Source organism: Actinokineospora auranticolor (genome assembly GCF_041897805.1).
Lineage (GTDB): Bacteria > Actinomycetota > Actinomycetes > Mycobacteriales > Pseudonocardiaceae > Actinokineospora > Actinokineospora auranticolor.
This window is the reverse complement of record NZ_CP154825.1, coordinates 3329975-3353026: the sequence shown is the minus strand read 5'-3', so window position 1 is coordinate 3353026 and position 23052 is coordinate 3329975. Positions and strand designations below refer to the sequence as shown.

At 74.5% G+C, this 23052-nt stretch carries 11 protein-coding genes; 4 read left to right on the top strand and 7 right to left on the bottom strand.

Annotation, left to right across the window (positions count from 1 at the left end; genetic code table 11):
• Positions 1-82: 82 nt before the first annotated feature.
• From V5P93_RS15230 to V5P93_RS15220, 3 genes are read left to right on the top strand one after another with little or no spacing between them, the layout of a single operon-like run.
• Positions 83-1591, top strand: a complete 1509-nt coding sequence (locus tag V5P93_RS15230; RefSeq protein ID WP_104476761.1) for a TIGR02677 family protein — start codon at positions 83-85, stop codon at positions 1589-1591.
• Entirely contained in the window at positions 1588-2847 is a 1260-nt protein-coding gene (locus V5P93_RS15225) for a TIGR02678 family protein (RefSeq protein ID WP_104476174.1), read from the top strand. Before V5P93_RS15230 ends, V5P93_RS15225 begins: the two co-directional genes overlap by 4 nt.
• On the top strand, positions 2844-6848 hold the full coding sequence (locus V5P93_RS15220; protein WP_104476172.1) for a TIGR02680 family protein: 4005 nt from the start codon (positions 2844-2846) through the stop codon (positions 6846-6848). Before V5P93_RS15225 ends, V5P93_RS15220 begins: the two co-directional genes overlap by 4 nt.
• Here V5P93_RS15220 and V5P93_RS15215 read toward each other — a convergent pair.
• The 5 genes from V5P93_RS15215 to V5P93_RS15195 all read right to left on the bottom strand — a co-directional run bounded on the left by V5P93_RS15215 (position 6845) and on the right by V5P93_RS15195 (position 20472).
• Positions 6845-9274 (bottom strand): hypothetical protein, encoded by a 2430-nt coding sequence (locus tag V5P93_RS15215; protein WP_104476170.1) that lies wholly within the window; start codon positions 9272-9274, stop codon positions 6845-6847. The genes V5P93_RS15220 and V5P93_RS15215 overlap by 4 nt on opposite strands.
• 334 nt (positions 9275-9608) lie before the next feature.
• Complete coding sequence (locus V5P93_RS15210) at positions 9609-12905, bottom strand: DUF5682 family protein (protein ID WP_245930949.1); 3297 nt, start codon at positions 12903-12905, stop codon at positions 9609-9611.
• Positions 12906-13610: 705 nt separating this feature from the next.
• The gene (locus V5P93_RS15205; RefSeq protein WP_104476167.1) at positions 13611-14759 is read right to left on the bottom strand and encodes an AAA family ATPase; all 1149 of its coding nucleotides are present in this window, start codon (positions 14757-14759) and stop codon (positions 13611-13613) included.
• Positions 14756-19630, bottom strand: a complete 4875-nt coding sequence (locus V5P93_RS15200) for a hypothetical protein (RefSeq protein ID WP_181043267.1) — start codon at positions 19628-19630, stop codon at positions 14756-14758. Before V5P93_RS15200 ends, V5P93_RS15205 begins: the two co-directional genes overlap by 4 nt.
• The gene (locus tag V5P93_RS15195; RefSeq protein WP_104476165.1) at positions 19627-20472 is read right to left on the bottom strand and encodes a DUF4132 domain-containing protein; all 846 of its coding nucleotides are present in this window, start codon (positions 20470-20472) and stop codon (positions 19627-19629) included. Before V5P93_RS15195 ends, V5P93_RS15200 begins: the two co-directional genes overlap by 4 nt.
• A gap of 126 nt (positions 20473-20598) precedes the next feature.
• On the opposite strand from V5P93_RS15195, the gene V5P93_RS15190 reads away from it, so the two are divergent.
• Entirely contained in the window at positions 20599-21021 is a 423-nt protein-coding gene (locus tag V5P93_RS15190; RefSeq protein WP_104476163.1) for a PPOX class F420-dependent oxidoreductase, read from the top strand.
• 225 nt (positions 21022-21246) lie between these two features.
• On the opposite strand, the gene V5P93_RS15185 is transcribed toward V5P93_RS15190, so the two are convergent.
• Together V5P93_RS15185 and V5P93_RS15180 are read right to left on the bottom strand one after the other, a co-directional pair.
• The gene (locus V5P93_RS15185; RefSeq protein WP_181043266.1) at positions 21247-22026 is read right to left on the bottom strand and encodes a hypothetical protein; all 780 of its coding nucleotides are present in this window, start codon (positions 22024-22026) and stop codon (positions 21247-21249) included.
• Positions 22027-22035: 9 nt separating this feature from the next.
• Positions 22036-22713, bottom strand: coding sequence for a papain-like cysteine protease family protein (locus V5P93_RS15180; protein WP_245930947.1), 678 nt, complete (start codon positions 22711-22713; stop codon positions 22036-22038).
• Positions 22714-23052: the final 339 nt, after the last annotated feature.

The window sequence follows — 23052 nt, the reverse complement described above, 5'->3', positions numbered from 1 at the left end:
AGCGCGGTCAGGTCCGAACGGAGGTCGCGTGGAGCACCACCCCGCACGTGGGGCGTCCGAGCGGGTGCGGGTCCCGCCCGAGATGTTCCGGTTCACCACGGGCGAGTCGGCGGAGTTCCACACCGCGGTGCTCACCGTGTTCGCCGACGCCACCGAGCGGATGGAGACCGCGCTCGGCCTCGACGACGTGCTCGGTGGGCTGCGGTCCGTCGGCTGGTTGGGCGAGCCGACGGAGGACGCGCTGGCCGCCGCGCTGGACCAGCTGCGCGCGTGGCAGCTCGTGGACGTGGTGCAGAACCACACCGAGAACTACCGCACGGCCCGCGAGTACGAGCGCCGCAACCTGCAGTACTCGCTGACCAAGCGCGGTGAGGCCGCCTTCGCGGGCGCGGTGCGCGCGATGGAGGTGCTCACCGCGACGGGCGCCCTGCAGACCGCCGTGCTCGACGCCATCGCCGACCGCCTCGGCGAGCTGCACCGCCTGCTGACCGGCTCCCCCGGCACCGACCGCAAGGTGTTCACCGCGCTCACCGAGCTGGAGGGCCACCTCGACGCGCTGCGGTCGAACACCACCCGGTTCACCGCCGAGCTGCACCGGCTGCTGCGCGCGGAAGGCGCCGAGCTGGCCACGTTCCGGGAGGTCAAGGCCGCCACGGTGGCCTACCTGGAGGAGTTCCTGATCAACCTCGACCAGCGCGCGCACGCCATCCGCTCCGGCATCGACCTGGTCGAGGACCTCGGTCTCGGGTTGCTGCACCACCGCGCGCTGCACGGCGCCGAGCTGCCGCCGGTCAGCGACGGCGACCCCGGCCCGCCGTGGCTGGCGCACCGCAGGGCCCGCTGGGACGGCCTGCGGAACTGGTTCCACGGCCCGGACCCGAGGGTGAACCGGCTGCACCGGCAGGCGCGGCGGGCGATCGTGACGCTGCTGCAGGTGCTGGACCGGATCACCGAGTCGCGGCGCCGCGCCAGCAGCGCCGCCGCCGACTTCCGCGAGCTGGCCCGCTGGTTCGCGCACGCCCCCACCGAGGACGACCTGCACCGGCTGTGGTCGACGGCGTTCGGCCTGTCCTCGGCCCGGCACGCGCACCTGCTCCACCCCGACCCGGACCTGCACGCGAGCACCGCCGCTTGGCGCGGCAGCGACCCGGTCCCGGTGTCGGCGCTGCTGCGCTCGTCGGGGCGGGCCGAGCGGTTCACCCGCACCGGCCGGGTCCGCGACGTCGCCGAGATCCGCGCCGAGCGGGCCCGGGAGGCGCTGCGGCAGGAGCTGGAGGTGCAGGCGGCGTGGGACATGCTCGACACCGGTGGCCCGGTGTGGCTGTCGCGGATCGGCGAGCTGCCGTACGACGTGTTCACCCGCTTCCTCGACCTGCTCGGCCGCGCGCTGTCGACCGCGCCGGACAGCTCCGGTGCCCGGCGCGCGGTGACCGCCGACGGCCGCGTCGAGATCGTCCTGCGGCCACCCGCCACGGACGCGACCGCGCGGCTGCGCACCCCGCACGGGGTGTTCTCCGGTCCGGACTACAACGTCGAGATCACCGCCGTGGAGGCCGGTGGCGGTCGTCGGCAGCGGCGGCGGGCGCGGTGAGCACGCTGGGCAACCTGGCCGCGGCCAGGGAACGCGAGGAGATCGCCCGCGCGATCCGGCTGCTGCTGGCCACGCCGCTGGTCACCGAGCGGGCCGACCCGGAGGGCTTCGACGTGGTGCGGCGCAGGCACCGGATGGTCGCCGAGTGGTTCGAGCGCTACTGCGGCTGGTCGCTGCTGGTCGAGCCGCGGCTGGGGTACGCGCGGCTGGCGAAGGTCGGCACCCGGGCCGACCCGACGCGGCCCGCGCGCCGCGACCGGTCGGGGCGCGCGGCGTTCGACCGGCGCCGCTACAGCCTGTTCTGCGTGATCGCCGCGGAGCTGCTGGCGGTGCCGCTGACCACGATCGGCCTGCTCGCCGACCGGGTCGTGCACGCCACCGCCGCCGAGCCGGACCTGCCCCGGTTCGACACCGCGGCCCGCGCGGAGCGGCGCGCCTTCGCCGACGCGCTGACGCTGCTGGAGCGGCTGGGCGCGGTGGAGGTGCTGGACGGGGCGACCGAGGCGTTCGTGGACTCGACCGAGGCGAAGGTGCTCTACCGGGTGGACGCGGCGCTGCTGATGCGGCTGCTGGCCGCGCCGGTCGGCCCGTCGCGCGTGGCGACCGGGGAGTCCGCCGACCCGGGGCGCGCGGCGGCGAACCGGATCGCGTCCCGGTTCCCCGAGCTGCTGGCGGAGATCTCCCGGGAACGCCGCTACGGCACCGAGTCCGAGACCACCACCGACGCGCGGCGCAACCTGTGGCACCGGCACTCGGTGTTCCGGCGGCTGGTCGACGACCCGGTGGTCCACCTCGCCGACCTGACCGATGAGCAGCGCGCCTACCTGGCCTCGCCGACCGGCCGCAGGCTGCTGCGGGAGGCCGCCGAGCAGGGCGGGTTCGCGCTGGAGGAGCGCGCGGACGGGATCATGTTCGTGGACCCGGACGGCATCGCCACCGACACCCGCTTCCCCGACGACTCCGGCACGGCGAAGGTGGCGGCGCTGCTGCTGCTCGACGCGATCACGGCCGCCGACACCGCGGGCACGACAACGGAGGAACGATTGGCGACCACGGCGGCGGAGGTCCTGCGCGCGCATCCGAACTGGGCCAAGGCGTACCAGGGCGAGGACGGCCCGGCCGCGCTGGTGCGGGAGGCGCTGGCCGTGCTGGTGTCCTTCGACCTCGTCACCCACCACGGCGGCGTGGTGACCGCGCGGCCCGCCGGGTACCGCTACGCCCTCTCCGGCACCAGGACCAGCGAGGACCGGACGTGACCGTGACCGAACTGCCCACGGCCGTCGCCTGGCCGGACGAGTCCGACGAGACGCGCTGGCACCCGGTGCGCGCGGGCATCCTCAACGTCTGGCGCTACTACGACGAGGTGTTCGAGTTCCACCGGGGCAGGCTGCTGCTGCGCGGCCCGAACGGCACGGGCAAGTCGAAGGCGCTGGAGCTGCTGCTGCCGTTCCTGTTCGACGCGAACCTGCGGGCCAACCGGCTGTCCACGTTCGGCACCAGCGAGCGCACCATGCACTGGAACCTGATGGGCGAGGGCGCCCGGGGCACCACGCGCGTGGGCTACGTGTGGCTGGAGTTCGGCCGCGACGGCGCGTGGTTCACCTGCGGCGCCCGGTTGCAGGCGAGCAAGCACACCACCCAGGTGCACGCCGACTACTTCACCACCGACCGCCGCGTCGGGACCGACCTGGACCTGACCACGTCGTCCGGCCAGCCGCTGACCCGGCAGGCGCTGACCGGGGCACTGGGCGAGCGCGGCACCCTGCACGGCAACGCGGGCGACTACCGGGCGGCGGTGCGGGCGGCGCTGTTCGGCGGGATCAGCGCGCAGCGGTACGACTCGCTGATCACCGCCCTGCTGCAGCTGCGCATGCCCAAGCTGTCGCAACACCTGGACCCGGGCATGCTCTCCAAGCTGCTCTCCGCCGCCCTACCACCCCTGGGCGAGTCCGAGATCTCGGAGCTGGCCGAGGGCTTCGAACGGCTCGACCGCCAGCGCGAGCAGCTGGTGCGGCTCGACGAGCAGGTCACTGCGGCAGGCGAACTCGCTGCCCGGCAACGGACCTACGCCCGGCGGGTGCTGCGCGCCGCCGCCGCCGACTTGGTCGCGGCCACCGCCGAGGTGGACCGGCTGAGCAGGCAGGCGAGCGCGTCGGAGGAGGCGTACGCGCGGATCGAGGCAGCGCGGGCCGCGGCGGAGTCCGAGGTGGAGCTGCTGTCGGAACGGGTCCTGACCGCCGACGGCGCGATCGACGGGATCCGGGACAGCCAGGAGTACAAGCGGGGCCGCGAACTCGACCAGCTCCGCGACCGGGTCGACGGGGCGGCGCGGCAGGCGGCGCGCGAGCGCCAGGTCGCCGAGCGGGCGCGGCGGTCGGCCGAACTCGACGCGGACGCGGCGGAGCGGGCACGTCAAGGGGCGGGCGCGCAGCGGGCCGAGGCGGACCGGTTGCTGGTCGAGGCGCGGCAGGCGGCGGCGCGCGCGTCGATGTCCGGTACGCACGCGGAGCTGGCCGACGCGCTGGACCGAAAGCCGAAGCCGCTGCTGCGGGCGGCGGTGAAGAACCGGTTCGCGCGGATCGACGCCGTGCGAGCGGCGCTGGCCGGGCACGGCCGCGCGGTGGACCGGCGGCTGATGCACGAGCGGCAGCTCGACGAGGCCCGCACGGCCCTGACCGGTGCGTCGCGGGTCGAGCGGGAGCGCCGCGACGAGCACGGCGAACAGGCCGCGGTGTTGGCGGAGCGGTTGGTGGGGTGGGCGCGGGACTGCCGGGAGCTGCGGTTCGCCGACCCGGAGCAGCTGGCCGACGCGGTCGAGTCGGAGTCGGCGGTGCTGCGGCTGGTCATCGAGGCCGCGGCCGCGGTGTCCCGGGAGATCACGCGGGCCGCCGCGGTGGCGGAGTCCGAACGCGACACCCTCTTGTCCACAAAGGACGAACTGGCGGCGGAGGTCGAGCGGCTGGCGCGGGAACGGGACCTACCGCCCGCGCCCCCGTCGACCCGGACCGCCGACCGGGCGGGGCGCGTGGGCGCGCCGCTGTGGCGGCTGGTGCGCTTCGCCGACGACACCGATCCGGCGACGCACGGCCCGATCGAGGCGGCGTTGCAGGCAGCCGGTCTGCTCGACGCCTGGGTCGGCGCGGACGGCGAGGTCGAGGGGCACGACACGTTCGCCGAACCGTCGTCGCTGCCGCCCGCGCCCGGGCGCTCGCTGGCGGACGTGCTGGTCCCGGAGTCCGACGGCGCGGTGCCCGCCGAGGCGGTGCGGCGGTTGCTGGAGGTCATCGCGCTCGACGCGGTGCACATCGCGGCGATTTCGTCCGGCGGCGCCTGGCGACTGGGGCCGTTGACGGGCAGCTGGCACAAGCCGCGGGCCGAGCACATCGGCGCGCACGCCAGGGAGCTGGCCAGGCAGCGGCGAATCGCGGAGTTGACCGCCGAACTCGCGGAGGTGGACGCCGAACTCGTCGCCACCGCGTCTCGTCTGTCCGAATTGGACACCAGAACGGCGGTGCTGGACGCCGAGCGCGAGGCGCGCCCGGCGCACGACGCGGTCGACGAGTGCGCGCGGCGACTGCGCCAGGCCGAATCCCTGACCCGGGCGCGCGACGACGCGGTGGCGCGGGCGGTCGTGGCGACGCGGGACGCCGAGGGCGAGGTGGCGGAGGCGTTGCGGCACCTCGCCGCGCTGGCCGCCGAACACGGCCTGCCGACCGAAGGGGACGCGCTGGGTCGCGTCGCGGAGCTGGTGGAGCGGTTCCGCGACCTCGCCGAGGTGTGGGTGGACAACCACGACGCCGCACGGGTGCGTGAGACCACGGCCGCCGAACGCGCGGAGGTCGCGGAGCGCTCGGCGGCCGACGCGGCGGAGCGGGAGGGCGTCGCGGTCGAGGCCGAACAGGCGCACCAACGGCTCTCGGCCACGCACGAGGCGGCGCGGGAGTCGGTCGACGCGCCGTACCGGGAATTGCTGGACCGGTTGGCCCGACTGCGGGCGGACCGGGACGGGTGGCGCGTCGAGGAACGCGCCGCCACGACCCGGATCCAGGCGCTGGCGGGCGAACTCGGGGAACTGCGGCAGCGCAGGGCCGACGACTCGCGTGCGCGGGACGAGGCGGGCGCGGCCCGCACCGCGCGGGCCCAGCGGTTCCGGGAGCTGTGCGCGGGGACGTTCCCCGAGGACGCGGGCGCGCCGGTGGAGTTCCGGGAGGCGCTGGGCACGACCGCCGCCGTCCGCCCCGCCGTGGACGCCGCGCGGGGGTTGGCCGCGCACTGGCCGACGGTGCCGCACGAGCCGCGCAACGTGGCGAGTTCGCTGCACCAGCTGACCGAGACCCTGCACGCCTGCCGCGCCCGGCTGGGCGACCGCGCGGACCTGGAGGTGGAGACCGGGGACGAGGTGGCGGTGTTCACCGCGGTCGTCGACGGCGCCCGGATCGGCGCGGCGGAGCTGTCGGCGCTGCTGGAGCGGGAGGCGGTGAGCGCGCGGGAGAACATCACCGAGCACGAGCGCGACCTGTTCGACCGCACCCTGACCGGCGACACCCGACGGCACCTGGCCGACCGGATCCGGCAGGCGAACGACTTGGTGGACGCGATGAACGCGCGGCTCGAACTCGTGCGCACCGCGTCGAACGTGGCCGTGCGACTGGTCTGGGACGTGGCCACCGACCAGCCACCGGGCACCCGCGCCGCGCGGGACCTGCTGCTGAAGAACCCGGTTTCACTGTCCGACGAGGACCGGGAGGCACTGCACAGGTTCTTCCGGGAGCAGGTGGAGCTGGCCCGGCGCAACGACAGCGCGGCGAGCTGGGAGCAGCAGCTGGCGGAGGTGTTCGACTACACCCGCTGGCACCAGTTCGTGGTCAAGCTCGACCGGGCCAACGGCGCGGGCTGGCAGGTGCTGACCAAGCGCCTGCACGGCGCCCTCTCCGGTGGGGAGAAGGCGATCGCGCTGCACCTGCCGCTGTTCGCCGCCGTCGCCGCCCACTACCAGGCGGTCCCCGAAGCGCCCCGGGTGATCTTGTTGGACGAGGTGTTCGTCGGCGTGGACACGGTGAACCGCGGCCAGGTCTTCGGCCTCTTGGCCGCCCTGGACCTGGACCTCGTCCTCACCTCGGACCACGAGTGGTGCCAGTACCGCGAGTTGGACGGCATCGCCATCCACCAACTCATCACCGCCACCGACGGCGACGACGCGGTGACCACCGCCCGCTTCACCTGGGACGGCCACCAACGCACCGCGAGCCCGGACTAGCCCCCGTCCGGCTCGTCGAGCCACCCACGGCGCACCACCGCCGACGCGAACCCCTTGGCGTGCAGGGCCGCCGCGAGCCAGGCGAGGGGGAACGCGTCGTCGGTGTCGGTGATGACGCGCCCGAAGTGGTCCCGCCCGCGATCCCGCGCGGAGCCGACGAGGGCGTCGAGGAGCGCGGCGGTACCGGTGAGCCCGATCCGGCTGAGGGCGGCGATATCGCGCCCGGCCGAAGGCAACGCGACCACCGCCCGCCCACCCACCACGACACGGCACACCACGGCGGCCAGCAAACCGGCAGGCGTCGACGCGGCCCGCAACACGGGCGCGGCGGCAGGCACCGCGTCCTCGACGACCGCGAAGGTCCCGACCGGCCCGGCAGGCTCACCCGACCCGGCAGGCTCGACCGGCATGGCAGGCTCGACCGGCATGGCAGGCCTAACCGACTCAACAAGCTCGACCGGCATGGCACGCTCAGCCAACCCGCCAGAGTCAGCCGGCGCAGCAGGCTTGACCGACCCGACAAGATCCGCCGGCTCGGCAGGCGCAGGCAGCGCGACAAGCCCCACCCGCTCGGCGGGTTCGCCCGACCCGGCAGGCTCAACCGACCCAGCAGGCTCCGCCAGCGCAGCTAGTTCCGCCGACCCGGCAAGCTCCAACGGCGCGGCAAGCTCAGTCGACTCGGCAAGCTCCACCCGCTCGGCAGGTTCACCCGACCCAGCAGGCTCGACCGGCGTGGCAGGCTCAGCCAGCCCGCCAGACTCAGCCGGCGCAGCAAGCTCCACCGGCACGGCAAGCTCGACCGGCGCAGCATGGTCCACCAGGGCGGCAAGCTCAGCGAGCGCGGCAAGCTCCACCGGCTCTGCCAGCTCGGCGGGCGCAGCTGGCGCAGCAGGCTCCACCAAGGCGGCAAGCTCGGCGGGCGCGGCAGGCTCAGCCGACTGGGCAAGCTCGACCTGCGCGGCAAGCTCCACCGACTCCGCCGGCACGGCAGGCACAGCCGGTTCGGTCGGCAGGGCGGACTCGGCCCGCGTATCCGTCCCAACCGGTGTCGTGGGCAGGGTCGGCACCGATTCGGCAGGCGCGGCGGGTAGGTGGGATCGCTGGAGGCGGTCGAGGGTGAGGTCGATCGGGCCGGGGGTGGCGAGGTCGCCGAGGACGGCGAGGGCGGTGGCCGTCTCGGGTCGGTCGGGGACGAGGCGGGCGATGACCCGCAGTTCGAGTCCGGGGCGGTCGGCCAGCAGCCGCAGGTTGTCCCGGGCCCAGGTGGTGTCGCCAACCAGGTTGACCACGGTGGTGGGCAATTGGAGCCGGAGCGCGGCGGGGGTGGCGTCGAGGACCGTGCCGGTCAGGAAGAGGAGGTCGGCCCCGGAGGCGGGGTCGGCGGCGAAGGCCCTTTCCACCTGCTCGGCCAACGGCGTCGCCCAGAGCGCGTCCAGCGGTGGGTCGGTCCAGGCGGCGCCCTTCGCGGAGACCGCGCGGACCTTCTTGCCCGCGCCCAGTCTGCGGTCCGGGGAGGCGGTGGCGCCGGAGAGCAGGAGCCCGGACTTCCCGAGCGCGCGGTGGGTCAAGCCCGACTCGCCGATCGCGACCGGGCCCTCGGCGGCGATGGCGACCCGTTCGGGGCCGCCGGGCATCAGGGACAGGACCGTCCAGAGGGTGCCGTTGTCGTCGGCGAGGTAGGTGACGACGCCCGCGTACCCGGAGGAGGTGACGACCGCTTCCGTGCACAACCCGTACAGCCGCAGCGACCCGACCGGCCGGTACTCGCGTCGGGCGGTGCCGCGCAGGGTGGTGAGGTCACCGGTGCCGGTGCGGAGGTCGTGGCAGACCACCATGGCCTCCGCCAGGTCTTCGGCCAGGACCGCCCGGTCGAACTCCCCGGACCCGGCCCGCGCGTCGGCGAGCCCGGTGGCCACCCGCACCCCCGCGGCCGCCGCCCGGTGCAGCCCCACGACCCGCGCGGAGTGCACGGCCCGCAGCACCTCGCCACGCACCACGGCCCCGCTCCCGGTGGCGCCGACGCGCAACACCTCCGCACACGCCGCCCAGAGCGCACCCGCCGCCGCGACCTCGTCGGCCCGCGCGCTCTCGTCGACAGCCTCCGGTTCGGCGCCGACCTCGGCTTCCGGCTCCGGTCCACCGAGCGCGACGGGCGCGGTGGCGACAGCCAAGGCGCGGTGCAGACACTTGGGCGCCAGGAGACAACTGCAGGTCAGGTCGTCGGCGCCGGTGAGCGTTCCACCACGCAACACCCAGGTGACGGTGGTGTCCGCGTCGAGAACCGCCTGGGCCGTATCACCGTCCCGGGTGATCACCCACTCCTTGACCCGATCGAGCGCCGCGTCGACCCGCTTGCGCAACCGGGGCGGCAATTCGTCGAGGACGGCAGGCGGCACGTTCGGTGTGACCTGCGGGACCTGGCTCATCCTCATTCCCCTTCGCCGAGCGCGGGCCGGACCGCGGCCACCAGAGTCCGGCCCACCGCGCGCCTGCCCCGCCGGAGAGCACAGGTCACAGGCGGTACCGCCGCCTCAACCACCACGGCGCCCGCACCGCCAGGCAGGAGCCGGTCCGCCATCCCCCTGGACGCCAAGTTCATCCGCGCACCTTCCAACGAGCAGGCGCGGACGGCCGGACCACGGCCACCAGCACCGAAATCCAGCCCACCCCGTCGGAAAGCATGAGTGGCACGCGGTTCCTCCGCCTCGACCACCACGATGCCCGCACCACCAGACAAGCGCCGGTCCTCCGTCCCCGAACTCATCCGCGCACCTTCTCCCCCACCCAGCGGGCCAGTTCGAGGGGGCTCAGGGCGGCCACCGGCATGCCCGCGGCGGCCAGGGCCTGGGCGGTGGCCGCGTTGTAGCGGGCGGTGCCGGTGTCGTCGAGGCTGGCGCAGCCGAGGGTGGTGATGCCCGCCGCCACTAGTTCGCGGGTTTCGGCGAGCAGGGGGGCGACCGGGCCACCTTCCTCGAAGTCGCTGACCACCGCGACCAGGGTCCGTTCGGGGACGGTGACCAGGGTGCGGGCGTGGCGCAGGGCGCCCGCGATGTCGGTGCCGCCGCCGACGCGGACCTCCAGCAGCAGCGACAGCGGGTCGGCGACGTGGTCGGTGAGGTCGATGACCTCGGTGGAGAACGCGAGGAAGTGCGTGGTCAGCGCGGGGACGCCGGCGAAGATGGCGGCGGTCAGCGCGGACCAGACCGTCGAGGACTCCATCGACCCGGAGACGTCGACCACCAGGACGACGCGCCAGTCGCTGGAGCGGCGGGCGCGGGTGCGGAAGACGGGTCGGTCCGGCAGCACGATCACCCGACCGTCCGGTTGCCTGCGGGCGGTGGCGAGGTTCGCGCGCAGGGTGCGGCGCAGGTCGAGGCCGCCGCCCGGGCGCCTGCTGGGCAACGGTGTGGTGATGCCGGTCAGCGCCGGGCGCAGGCGGACGGCGAGTTCCGCGGTCAGCTCGCGCACGATCCGCTCGACGAGCGGCCGCAGCTTGGCCAGCGCCGACTCAGACAGGCCACCCGCCAGCGACAGCACGGCCCGCAGCAGGTCGACCGACGGCCGCACCGCCTCCGGGTCGAGGTGCAGCGCCGCGTCGATCCGGCCATCGTCGACCGCGGCGGCCAACACCTCCTCGCGGACGCGGTCGTCGAACAGCGCGGCGAGTTCTTCCGACCAGTCACGAGTGTCCGGAAAGGACAGCCCGCGACCGCCCCCGATCCCTGCACTGGCGGCACCTTCCCCGGTTCCCGCGCCGTACAGCTCGTCCAGCGCGGCGGCGTAGCGCCGGGACCGGCCGTCGAGCTGGTCGTCGCGCGAGCCCAGCACCAGCCGCCACCGCACGGCGGGCGCGATGTCCGATGTGGACTGTGGAGGCGTCGGCGATCCGGGCACGGCAAGGGTGTCGGTGAGCGCGGGCGCCTGGAGTCCGTGGGCCGCGAGCGTGGCCAGGGCGTCGCGCTCGGCCTCCAGCCACAGCGCGAGCACCCGCGGGTCGTGGGTCACGGTCGGGTCGACGCGGGTGCCGGTGTGGTGTTCGACGACGTCGGCGATTCGCCTGCGCGGGATGGGGCCGACGGTGCCGAACGCGCCGCGCAGCGCGGGGAGGCGGTCGAGGAAGTCGCGGTCGGTCACCGCGATCACGCGGTCGACCAGCGGGGTGATGGCCTCCGGGGTCTCCAGCAGCGGACCGGCCGCGGCCAGCGCACCGGTGAGGTAACCGCGCAGGGCCTGGCGACCGGGCGTCGTAGTGGCGGTGTCCAGCAGGGACGCGGCGCGCGCGCCGAACTCGGCCGGGGGCAGCAGGCCGAGGAGCACGCGGGTGGCACCGGCGGCACCGGCGATGAGCGGCGCGCCCCGTTCCGCGAGGTCGCGCAGGGCCGCCGCGAGGCGCAGTCCGGTGCCGTGGGTGTCGTGCCGCTGGCCGAGTTCGACCAGCGACCGGGCGTCGTCGCGGCTCTCGGACCCGGCGAGCGCCTCGACCTGCGCGACGGCGGCGGTTTCCAGCCGGACGGTCAGGTCGTCGTCGACGAGGGTGGCGCCAACTCCGGGCAGGTGGCCCGCGCGCAGGCGATCGAGCAGGTCGAGGGCGGCCAGCAGGTCGGGCAGGCTCGCCGACGTCGGCAGCACGGTCGCGGCGTCGGCCAGTACCTCGGCGACCAGGTCGGGGAAGCCGCAGCGGGCCGCGGCGGCGAGGTCGGCGATGACGTCGCGCGCGGTGTGCCCGTCGCGCTCGGCCCGCCGCGCCCGCAGTCGCCCGGCGGCGGCCAGCGGCAGGGTGGGGCCCCAGAGGCCCGCGACCGGCAGGGTGGCGGCGGTGGCCGGTGTCCACGCGGCGGTCCAGCGGGTGGTGATGGCGTCGCCGCCGCCGACGCCGGTGGTGGCGGTCGGTTCGGCGTAGGGGATGTTGAGCAGCACGAACCGCTGCAGCGTCACCTCGCGTTCCGCGTCGAGGTCGGAGCGCAGCGGGTCGAGGCGCAGATCGGCCGGGTCGCGGCTGCCCGGGCCCGGCAACCGCACCCGGTGGAGCAGTTCCTCCACCGACGGCGCCAACCCCGACCGGGGCGTCCCCGGCGCGAGTCCGCCGGTTCGCTTGCCGACCAGCACTTCCCCGGCCGCCTTGGCGACGACCCGGCCGCGGCCGAGGGGTTCGGCGTGGGTGAGGACGGTCTGCACGGCCTCGACCACCTCACCGCGTCCGGGCGCGGGCAGCCCCCGCAGCCGCGCGAGGTCGACGGCCAACCGCAACGCTTCCCGTGCCTCCCCCGGGCCTGCCGGGTGGCCGAACTCGCGGACCTTGGCACAGATCCGCACGATGACCGCGGCAGCCGCGGCCTCCACGGCCGCGGGATCCCCGTCCGCCTGCAACACGGCCTGCTGCCACTCGGGGTCGCGAATGCCCGCCGGGTAGCCGGAACGCGCGTCCAGCATCGAAAAGGCATACGGGACAAGGGAAGTCACGATGTCCGAGCCGTTCGCCACCGCCTCCACTTCCGCGGCGGGCTGGAGCAGCGCGGCGGCGTGGTAGGAGCCGATGACCGCGGCCGTGCGGCGCCCGGCGTGCTCGGCGATGACCCGCCGCATCCACGCCTCACGCCGCTCGTCGAACGCACTGACCCGACCATCCGCGCGCAGCGCCCACCCGACGTAGAGCGCCGCCCGCCGAATCGCCTCCGGTGTCTGCCCCGGCGCGGCGGCCTCCACCAGCCGATCCCAGAGGTCTTCCTCGTCGCGCCCGGTCATCTTGCCGCGCAAGGCATCCGCCAACGGCGTGGCTGTCGACTCCGGCTCTCCCCGGTCGGCGCCGTGCAACGCCAAGGGGAGATCACACGTCCGCACCTCCACCCCGGCCGCGAAGGCCCACCGAATCGCCGCCAACTCCGGCGAGAAATCGGCGAACGGGTAGAACGCGAGCCCACTCCCGTCCCGCGCCACCCCCGACAACGCCACCGGCGCCGCCAACCCGGGATCGGCCAGGTGCGGCAACCACTCCCCCAACTCCTCGGGCAACTCGACCAACAACACCTCGGGCTCCACCGCCCCCAACAAGGCAGGCACCACCTGAGCCACCGCAGGCGAATGATGCCGAACCCCAATCAGGAACGGTTCCCGGTGCGCCACCACCCGGTCCACCGTCGAGATGTCCGTCTCGGCCTTCACGCCCCAGCCCCCAACCCCACCGACCCACCGGTCAGACGGCCTGCCATGTCCCAACTCGACCGGCCCGGAGCCGCGCCGAGCACTGGCCCTCGACCGGAGACCACCCCGCACCCCGCACGTCCACGCCGACCGACCCGCACCGCACGCGCGGCCGACCGCTCCAGCCCGGCCGCCCTGCCCGCGCCGAACCTCATGCCTCGGTCACCCCGCCCGCCGGAAAGCCCATCAAGCCTCGACGAGACCGGCTCAGCCGACTCCGCTCGGCCGCCACTCGGTCCGCGACGCGCCCACCCGGTGACGGGTTGGGTGAGCGTGGGCCCGGTCGGCACCTGTGCGGGTTGTTGGCAGAAGACGGTGGCCTCGCCGGTGAGATCGGAGGTCGGCGGGGTTCCCCACTCGGGGAACCGTTGCTCGGTGCGCCCATCCGCGAGGGCGATCCGGCACACCTGCTTGGTGACCGGCGCCTGCCCGAGCGGTCGGAACAGGCCCGTGTCGTCGCCCGCGCGCCACCTCGCGCCCTGGCCGGTCGCACCGCCAGACGAGCGGTGTGCCGCCGCGGCTGCCGAATTGTCCACTTCGGACAACCCGGCAGCCGGTGCGGGGTCAGGCTTCGAGGACATCGCGGAGGTCCCAGAGGCGGCGCCAGGTGTGGGTGCCCGCTTCGGCGCGGCGGCGGACCGTGCTGTCCCAGTAGGCCAACAGGCGGGCCGCGTCGGTGGGGTCGTCTTTGCGGACGACGCCGAGGAGGTGGCCCGGCAGCAGGGACAGGGGGTCGCGGTCGGCGGTGAAGTACGCGTTGGCCAGGCCGAGGGAGGTCGCGACGGAGACGGCTTCGGCGGTGCTCATCACCGTCGTCGGCCGCTCGACCGCCCAGCCCTCCACCGACACCCCGCCGCGCAGGTCGCGGAACGCGGTGACCAGGACCTCCAGCACCACGTCGTCGATGGCGAACGGGGCCGCGGCCCGCTCCAGCGCCGCCGTGGCCTGCCTGCGGACCAGCGCCGTCTCGGCGGCCAGGTCGCCGATGGGGCCGACGGCCTCGAAGTTGAAGCGGCGCTTCAAGGCCGCCGACATCTCCGACACGCCGCGGTCGCGCAGGTTGGCCGTGGCGATCACGGTGAAGCCCGGGGCCGCGTGCACGGTGGCGTCGTCGGTGCCGGACAGCTCCGGTACCGCGATCCGCCGGTCGGACAGGATCGACACCAGCGCGTCCTGCACCTCCGGCAGGCAGCGCGTGACCTCCTCGACGCGCACGACCCCGCCGGTGCGCATCGCGGTGAGCACGGGCGAGGACACCAGCGCCCGCGGGCTCGGGCCTTCGGCGAGCAGCAGCGCGTAGTTCCAGCCGTAGCGGAGCTGGTCCTCGGTGGTGCCCGCGGTGCCCTGCACGACGAGCTGGCTGCTGCCCGACACCGCCGCCGCCAGCAGCTCCGACAGCATCGACTTCGCCGTACCGGGCTCGCCGACCAGCAGCAGCCCGCGCTCCCCCGCCAGGGTGATCACGGCCCGCTCGACCAGCGCCCGCTCGCCGACGAACTTCGGGCTGATCGCCAGCCGCGCGGGCAGACCGTCCACCGGGGACGGCAGGGCCAGCGCGTCGCTGCCCACGACGAACGTGACCACCGCGCGCGGCGTGAGCCGCCACCCCGGCGGCCGGGGCCCGTCGTCGTACGCGGCCAGGAACGCCAACTCGTCGCGGTACGCGTCCTCCGCCGGGTCGACCTGCCGACCCGGTGCCTGCTTGACCGTCATCGCTTCCGCCCCGTCTCCAGCTTCTCGTACGCGGGCGCGTCGCCGTCGAGGACCCGCCGCCAGGCGCGCGTGAACAGCTCGGCGACGGGTTCCCGGGCGACGACCATGATCATCGGGTGCGCCTCGAAGCCGAACATGGTGGTCTTCCACGTCTCCAGGGGCAGGTGCGGGGCGGACAGCGCGAGCCAGCCGCCGGGCAGGAACAGCGACCGTCCTGCCCGGGCCCGCTTGGCGCTGATCACCAGGTCGGACTCGGCCAGGGCGGCGCGGGCCTTGCGCAGCCGCGCGGGCTTCCACCCGGTCCAGCGGGCGACGTTGGCGTCCGTCGGGTCGGGCAGCGCCAGCAGTTGCAGGTACAGCGCGGCGGCGTCCGGGTCGAGCCCGTGCCGCGCGGCGACCTCCTCGACCAGGTGCGGCACCGACCGCGTCGGGTCCTGGTGGTAGATGTCGGCCTCGGCGAGCGGTTCCACCGCGCAGGCCGCCGTCAGCCCGTCGGAGGCCAGCAGCGCCAGGGTCTCCTCGATGGTGTGCGAGTGGGTCACCTCCATGACCGCGGACAGCAGGTCGCCGTCGTGCGGGCCGATGCGCGCGGGCCAGAGGTAGAACCGCTGGTGGTGGCCGTCGAAGTAGGTGCCGAGCCAGTCGCGGTACTTGGCGTTGCCCACCTCGGTGCGCGGCTCCAGGCCCAGCGCCTGGACCTCCTCCGGGTCGAGCCAGCCGCCGACGTCGATCGCGAAGTCCGGGTGCGCGACCCGTTGCCTGGCCAGCGCCAGCGCCTCGCCGAGCGCGGCCCGGTGCGGCGACCCGGCGGGCAGCCGCTGGGCGAGCCACAGCAGGACGACGGCCACCGCGTACAGGTCCGACTCGTCGAAGCCGCCCTTGTGCTTGGCGACGAGCCTGCGGTCCTCCAGCCGGTACTCGGCGTCGGTGGTCAACCACTCGCAGGCGGTCGGGCTGAGCACGGCGGTGACGTACGCCGCCGAACCCCGCACCGGGACCAGCTTCGCGGCGTCGAGGAGCACGCTGTCCTCGACCGGGGTCACGGCGCCGAACCGCTCGGTCCACACCGCGGCCACCGCGGTCGTGTCCGGCCCCGTGGTCCACAGCGCCTCCGGGTCGACGGGTGCCGCCGCGGCGGTCAGCGCCCGGCGCAGCGGGTCGTTCAGCTGGCGCATGCGCTCCTTGGCCGCCTTGGCACCGGTCTGCGACAGACCCAGCACGGCGCGGTCCGCGGTGCTGATGAACGACGCGCCCCACCGCGAGAGCCCCGGAGTGCCCGCGAGCAGGTACGCGGCGTCGGCGGTGCTCATGCCGGTGCGCGCGACCAGGTCGGCCACGGCCTCGGGCCGCCACTGGGCCGGGCCCCGCTCGGCCAGCAGGTCGAGGAACCGGGTGACCCAGGCGCCGTCGATCCGGTCGGACAGGTCGTAGTGGTGGTTGAGCGTCCAGTCGCCGGTCGCGGCGAAGACCCCCGCTGTCCGGGTGTATTGCAAGCCCGTGCCGGTTCGGCCAGGGCCCCACCAGCTCCCCGCGAGCGAGGTGAAGAAGCCGTCGGCCACCGGGACGAGCTGGAAGCGGCGGGCCGGGCGTTCCTTCGGCGACTGGACGACGACCACGCGCCAGTGGCCCGCGCCGTCGAGCAGGCCGCTGTCCGCGGTCCACCGCAGCACCTCGGCCAGCGCGGCGCGCTCGGTGTCCGGGGTGAGCGGTGACGCGGCGCGCGCGGCGACCGCGCCGAGGTGCGGCACCAGGTCGACCCAGCGCTCGGCGCTGTCGCACTCGGGCAGGTCCTCGGCGGGCAGGTCGGCCCCGCCCGCCGTGCGCTCGCCCGCCGACCGCAGCGCGGCGAGGAGCGCGGGCAGCGTGGACCGGGCCTGGGAGCCGTCGTCGTTGCGCCCCGCGCGCACCCAGTCGAGCGCGAGTTTGACCTCGCCCTCGGTGACCGCCGTGCCGCTGGCCGCGGCCGGGGTTGTCACGTGCTCGGCGGCGGCGCCCAACTCGGCGAACTCCCGCACGGCGAGCCCGAGCCAGGCCGCGCGGCGCACGACGCCGACCACGCCTGCCAGCAGCGCCGGGTGGGTGAGGCCGGGTAGCGCGGCCAGCACCGCCTTGTCGAGCGCGGTGTAGTCGCCGCGCTGCAACCGGTCGTAGGTGACCTGGTTGACGTCGGTGTCGCGGTCCAGGTCGCGCCAGTCCAGCCTGCCGTCCGGCGCGGGCATCTCGGCCGTCGCGGCCTCGACCATCTCCCGGGCCGACTCCAGGCTGACCGCGCGCAGGGCGGCCGACCCGGCCTCGTCACGCGGCCGCAGCGCGTGCCACCACGCGGACGACAGCATCAGCGGGGTGCCCGCGGCGAAGTCGTCGTGGCTGCCGGACGCGCTCAGCTCGGCTACGGACACGCCGTCGGCGTCGAGCAGGTGCGGGCCGGAGTAGTGCTCGGCGATGGTGAGCCGGGCGCCGGGCACGTCCACCATCCCGACCACGACCTGGGCGGCCGTCGCCCGGCGGCCGTCGATGCCCTCACCGGTCCAGGTGCCGTCCGCCTCCTGGCGGACCCGCCAGCCGTGCAGCCCACCCGCCGCGCCCAGCGGGCTGGCCTCGGTGCCGGGGGTGGTGGGGCGCAGGTCGCAGTTGCGCAGGTCCAGGGTGGCGCCGTCGGCGGCGAAGTCGTCGAGGAACGCGGGGACGCCCGCGCGGCCCTTCTCGCCGGTGGCCGGGTCGATCTCGTGCCAGACCCAGGACCCGCCGGACGACGTGCTGCGGTACTCGCCCGACCACACCGACTGGCCGTCGCCGTGCGCGGTGCGCGGCACGGGAACGGCGGTGTCACCGGGGTGCACGACCCGGCTGCCGGTGAACCGGCCGCCGTCGGGCATCGGGATCGACGGGTGGAACTCGCGCACCTGCCACGGGTTGCCGCCGCCGAGTTCGTGGTGGCGGCGCGGGTCGCCGCTCCAGTAGCCGTACCGCTCGTCCTCGCCGAACCAGCTGACCAGCAGCGTGCCGTCGTACCAGGCCACACCGAGGTCGTTGTGCCAGTGGTGGCGCAGCTTCGCGGGCACCTGGGCGTGGTGCTCGGCCAGCACGCCCTCCGGGCCGACCACGACGAAGTGGTCCTTGACGCCCAGCACCAGCGCGGGCCAGCCCTCACCGCGCACGGCGAGGTCCTCGCGCGCCTTGGCGGGGAAGCGGGACACCGCCTCCTCCAGCGCGGGCCAGCCCAGCTCGTCGAACAACCCGGCGCGCAGGGTGCGGCGCAGCGCGGCGGCGACGTCGACGCCTGCCACGTCGACGGCGGCACCGGGTTGGTCGACGAACACCTCGGGCAGCCGGACCACGGCCAGCTCGCGCAGGTTGCGGCCGAGGTCGACCAGGCTCGCGCCGCCGCCCGCCGCGGCGAACGCGCCCGCGTGGGTGGTGAGCCAGGCGTTGAGCGCGGTGCGCAGCCCGGGCACGGCGAGGACCTCGCGCACCGTCTCGGGGCGGGCCAGGTTGTCGTCACCGGACTGGCTGAACAGGTGGCGGACCACGCCCTCGCCGAGCACGGCGGGCTCGTGCGCGGCCAGCGCGACGAGGTCGCGGCGGCCGGGACCGGGGTCGGCGAGCCAGTCGTCGACATCGGGGTTGCGGTAGTCGTGCTCGGGGTCGGCGATCGGGATGCCGTGGTGGTAGAGCAGGTCCGTCAGGTCGATCTCGCGGTCCCGCCAGCGGCCCGGGCCGGACACCGGGGCGGCGTCGGCGGTCAGCCGGTCGACCATGGCGGTGACCAGGTCGAGCAGCCCGGACGAGCGCGGGACCCGGCCCCAGCCGCTGTTGCGGGTGGTGATCACGGCCGAGAGCCACGCGGCGGGCGTGGTCCTGACCGCCGGGTCGACCGGGCCGGTCAGCGCGGCGGTGGCGCCGCTGGAGCCGAGGATGTCGAGCCACAGGTCGAGCGCGCCGGTCTGGACCGGGACGAACTCCAGCAGCCGGGCGCGCAGCTCCGCGTCCGCGGTGGCCATGGCGATGAGCACGGCGCGGTAGGACTTCCAGAACGTGCCCGCAGCCCGGCCGATGGCCGACGCGTCGAGCACGCCGCGCAGGGTGCGCTCGTCCTCGGCGCGCGCGTCCCGACCGGCGGCCTTGGCCAGCCTGCGCAGGTCTTCCGGCATGCCCGCGTGCGGCGGGAGCCCGCCGCGGACGCGTTCGACGCAGAGGGTGTGGAACTGCTCGTACGCCTCCTCGGCCGGGTACCGGCGGGCCAGGTCCTTGGCGTACGCGGTGAGCGCCTTGGCCGAGAGGGCGCCCGCGAAGGCGAACTCCAGGAAGACCGCGCGCACCCGGTCCGGGTCCACGGCCAGGCCGTGCACCTCCTCGGCCTCGCGGGCCTTGCCGAACATGCTGGTGGCGTACGTGGTGTTGCCGTGGCGCAGGAAGATCCGGCCCGCCTCCTCGAAGAAGGTGGGCAGGAAGTGCGGTGCGGCGCGGCCGAGCATGTCGGCCAGCTCGGTGAAGCCCTCGCGGGCCGCGCCCGCCCGGGACTTCGCGACCCGGGCCAACCGCTCGATCTCCTTGACCAGGGCGAGCGCGTGGTGGGCGTTGGTCGGGTCGTGGATCAGCGCCCAGGCCGGGAAGCCCAGCGCCGCGCGCTTGGCGGTGCCGACCGGTTCGGTGCGGGTGGGGGCGTCGAAGCCCAGGTACTCGCAGGTGAGGTCCTCGGCCGCGCCGAGCACGGCGGGCACCAGCCGGACCACGACGCGGTCGTCGAGGCCGGGGTGCGCGTAGCGGCGGGCGACGAGGGTGTCGCGGTCGTCGCCGGGCAGGTCCGTCTCGGGCAGCACGGCACCGGCGGCGAGCAGGGCGTTGTCGGCGCTCACACTGTGGTTGCTCACGCGGCCACCTCCTCGACGACGCGGCCCGCGTACACGGAAGCGGCCATGCGCATGCCCTCCGACCAGGCGACCGGCCCGACCTCGGCGGGCGGGATGGTGGTGCCGTCGGCGCGGACCCAGCGCAGGTCGCCGGTCCAGGTCTCGCCCTCGGGGTAGTCGGCGCCGATCCAGAACCGGGCCTGCACGACCTCGCCGCCCTCGTACGCGGAGTAGACGGCGTCGCCGCCGCGCACCGGGTAGCCGAGCGCGCGGCAGCGGGCCATGGCGTGGTTGAGCTGCTCGAAGCGGCCGTCGGCGTAGTCGCTCACGTGGTCGCCCGCGGGGGGCTCGGCGGGGCGCGCGGAGGTCTGCCGGAACAGCTGCTGGGCGCGCTGCTCGACGCCCAGCTCGGCGGCGAACTCGCACAGGTCGTCGAGGTCGTCGAGGAGCACGGGGTGCGGGATGGAGACGGTCTCCGGGTGGCGCCAGACCGTGTCGCCGTCGAGGTTGACCAGGCCGACGCCGCGCTCGGGGTCGGCGTCGCGCAGGAAACCGGTCTCGGCACCGGCGGTGACGACGAGGTCGCGCAGCGCGTCGGACCAGGCGGTGTCGGGCCAGACCTCGGCGAGCAGGGTCGTGGGCACCGGTAAGGAGCGGACCAGCCAGTCGTCCACTGTGGAGAGGCACTCCGCGCGGTGCCGGTCGAGCCACTCCACCAGCTGGCGCAGCCGGACCACCTCCGGGTCCTCCTTGAGCGCCGCGGGCACGGCGCCGAGCACCTTGCCCTTGGCGTTGCGGCACTGCACGCGCCCGTTCTCCCCCACGCGCACCTGGTACCCGGCCGCGGCGTCGAGCCAGCCCACGGTCCCCTCCTGCCCCTTTGTCTCGGTGAACGAGCAGAAGGCTAGCGGGGTGGTCCGACAGTGCGCGGTGGTCCATCCACAGGCGACCCTTGACCTTGACACGGCGTGAGGGTCGAGGATGGGGGCATGACGTTCGACCCGCACGCCCTGCTCGCGTCGAGCCGCATCGGCGTCCTGGCCACCATCAAGGCGGACGGCCGCCCCCAACTGTCCCCGATCCAGCCGTACTACGACCGGGCGGCGGGGATCATCTACATCTCGGCCACGGACAAACGCGCCAAGACGGCCAACCTCCGCCGAGACCCACGCGCGGCCCTGGAGGTCACCAGCGCGAACGGCCTGTCCTGGGCCACCGCGGAGGGCACGGTGACGGTGACGGGCCCGGGCACCGACCCACACGGTCCGGAGGTGGAAGCCCTGGTCGACTACTACCGAGCGGCCGCGGGCGAGCACCCGGACTGGGCGGAGTACCGCGAGGTCATGGTCGCCGACCGCCGAGTCCTGCTGACCTTGGCGGTCGACCACGTCTACGGCCAGAAGCTCGACTGACGCCTATGTGGCAAACCGCAGCGCCTTCGCGGTAGACCGTGAGCCGTGCCCGTTGAGAACGCAGGCGAACTCGGCAGCTCACTCGCGGCGGGGTCGGCCAACTCAGCCGTCATTCTCAGCAGCGGCACGGTCGCATGACGTCCGTAGCGGCCAGGACAGCAGTCGGCGGGCACCTCAAGGCAACCATCGAAGAGGTCACGGAGGCGGCTCCACCGACCAGTCGAGCTACTCGGTGGGAGTGGCGCTGGCCCGGTGGCGGGCGAGGTAGCGGCGGCGCCAGAAGAAGAAGGTGGCGGCCAGGACGACGGCGGCGCCGATTGTGGTCAGTACCACCGCGGCGGTGGACCAGCCCTCGGCCGGTGGGGTCCGGTCGAAGCCGATGCCCTTCCGCTTCTCGTAGTCCGAGCCCGGCAACTTGTCCCCGTACCGGTGGTTGACCTGCTTCTGGTACTCGGCAAGCGGAATCAGGGCGCCGACCGGGTTCTGCGGCAGGCTCGCCTGCAACAGCACCACCCCAGTCGGCCGCAGCTCGTACCACCCGTTGATCTGGGGTTCGTTGAGCAGCACCGAGTCCGGTGACAGCCGCTTGCTCATCACGTCCTCGTCATCCCCCGAGAACACGCTGCCGACGACCCAGGTTCCCGGGGCGTCCGGGGTCGCGCGCAGCGTGGCGCGCGTGCCGTTGTCGGCCGTGGCGGTCACCGCGATGTACTGCAGCACGCCCGCCGGGGCGTCGGCGTCGCCGCGGACGAAGTCCGGGTTGAGGACGTAGGCGGCGACCCCGTGGTCGGCGACGGTCACCGACGCCGGGTCGGCGCCGGTGACCTGCCGGAAGTTGGTCTTCGCGAAGCCGATCGCCGACGGGTCCCGCGCGGCGTTCAGCGCGGCCGCGTACTCCGCCGAGGACGGGCGCGCCACCCCTTCGCGCGCGGAGGCCGCACCGCAGCAGAACACCGCGATCAACGTGACGATCGTCAGGGTGACCAGCTTCCGGCAGGTGTGCACCGTCGCCCCTTATCGCTTCGCGATGTTGACGACGGTGTCGTTCCAGCGGAACCGGGCGTTGGACCGGTACTGGGTGTACGCCCAGGTCTGGTACCGCTGGTACGAGGGCCACGGGTCGCCGACCATGATCGACTTGTTGGTCGCGTCGTACCCGTAGATCACGTTGGCGTGGCCGCCGCCGGAGGTCCAGTAGATGCCGGTGAGGTGCGGGATGCCGGAGTCGATCTGCTTCTGCACGGAGGCGAAGCTGATCGCGCCGCCCGCGTCCTGGGCGTTGAAGCCGGTGCCCTGGAACGCCCGCACGATCTCCGGGATCTCAGCGCCCTCGTTGCGGCAGTAGCCACCGGAGCCGCCCTTGCCCGCCGCGCAGAACGCGGCCTGCGAGACGGTGGCGCCGAGGGTCCGCTCGATGCTGGAGCCGGTCGCGGCCCAGCACCACTGGTCCTGCTGCTGCACCTGTTCGGTGAAGTTGAGCTTCTTCGCCGCCAAGGGGGCCGCGTCGAGCGGCGCCCGCACCGGCGTGACCTCCTTGACCTGGTAGTGGTCCACGGTCTTGATCAGGCCGTGCGGAAGGGCCGCCGGGTCACCGGTGGCCGCGTCCGCGGACGGCATGACGACCACCGCGCCCAACGCGGCGGCCACCGCCACCACGCCGGGCAGGCAGCGCCTGATGGATGTCCGATCCACGAGTGTTCTCCTTGCAGGGAAGGAAACGGGACAAACCCGCCGGTCACGGGCCGGGAACTGCGGACCGGCTCGCCCACTACCGTTGCGCGGGGTTTCCACGCGGAACAACGACAGTTCGTTCCCACCCGCCGACCTGTGATCGTTCACGCCGAGCACGCAGTCGGACACACCCCGTCCGCCAGCGGGAAAACCGCACCCGGGGCGACGAACCCGTTGCGGAACAAGAACATTCATCCACCATTCACCCGAGGTGAACACCACCGACTGGTGAATGGGGAACCCGACGGGCGACCGGAAACCGGAAAACCGGGATGAACCGCGCGTCAGCGAAGTCTAGTT

Excerpts from the sequence above, each read along its gene's own strand:
- V5P93_RS15190 (WP_104476163.1), top strand. The coding sequence starts at position 20,599 with ATGACGTTCGACCCGCACGCCCTGCTCGCGTCGAGCCGCATCGGCGTC.
- V5P93_RS15215 (WP_104476170.1), bottom strand. The coding sequence starts at position 9,274 with ATGAGCCAGGTCCCGCAGGTCACACCGAACGTGCCGCCTGCCGTCCTC.
- V5P93_RS15205 (WP_104476167.1), bottom strand. The coding sequence starts at position 14,759 with ATGACGGTCAAGCAGGCACCGGGTCGGCAGGTCGACCCGGCGGAGGAC.
- V5P93_RS15230 (WP_104476761.1), top strand. The coding sequence starts at position 83 with ATGTTCCGGTTCACCACGGGCGAGTCGGCGGAGTTCCACACCGCGGTG.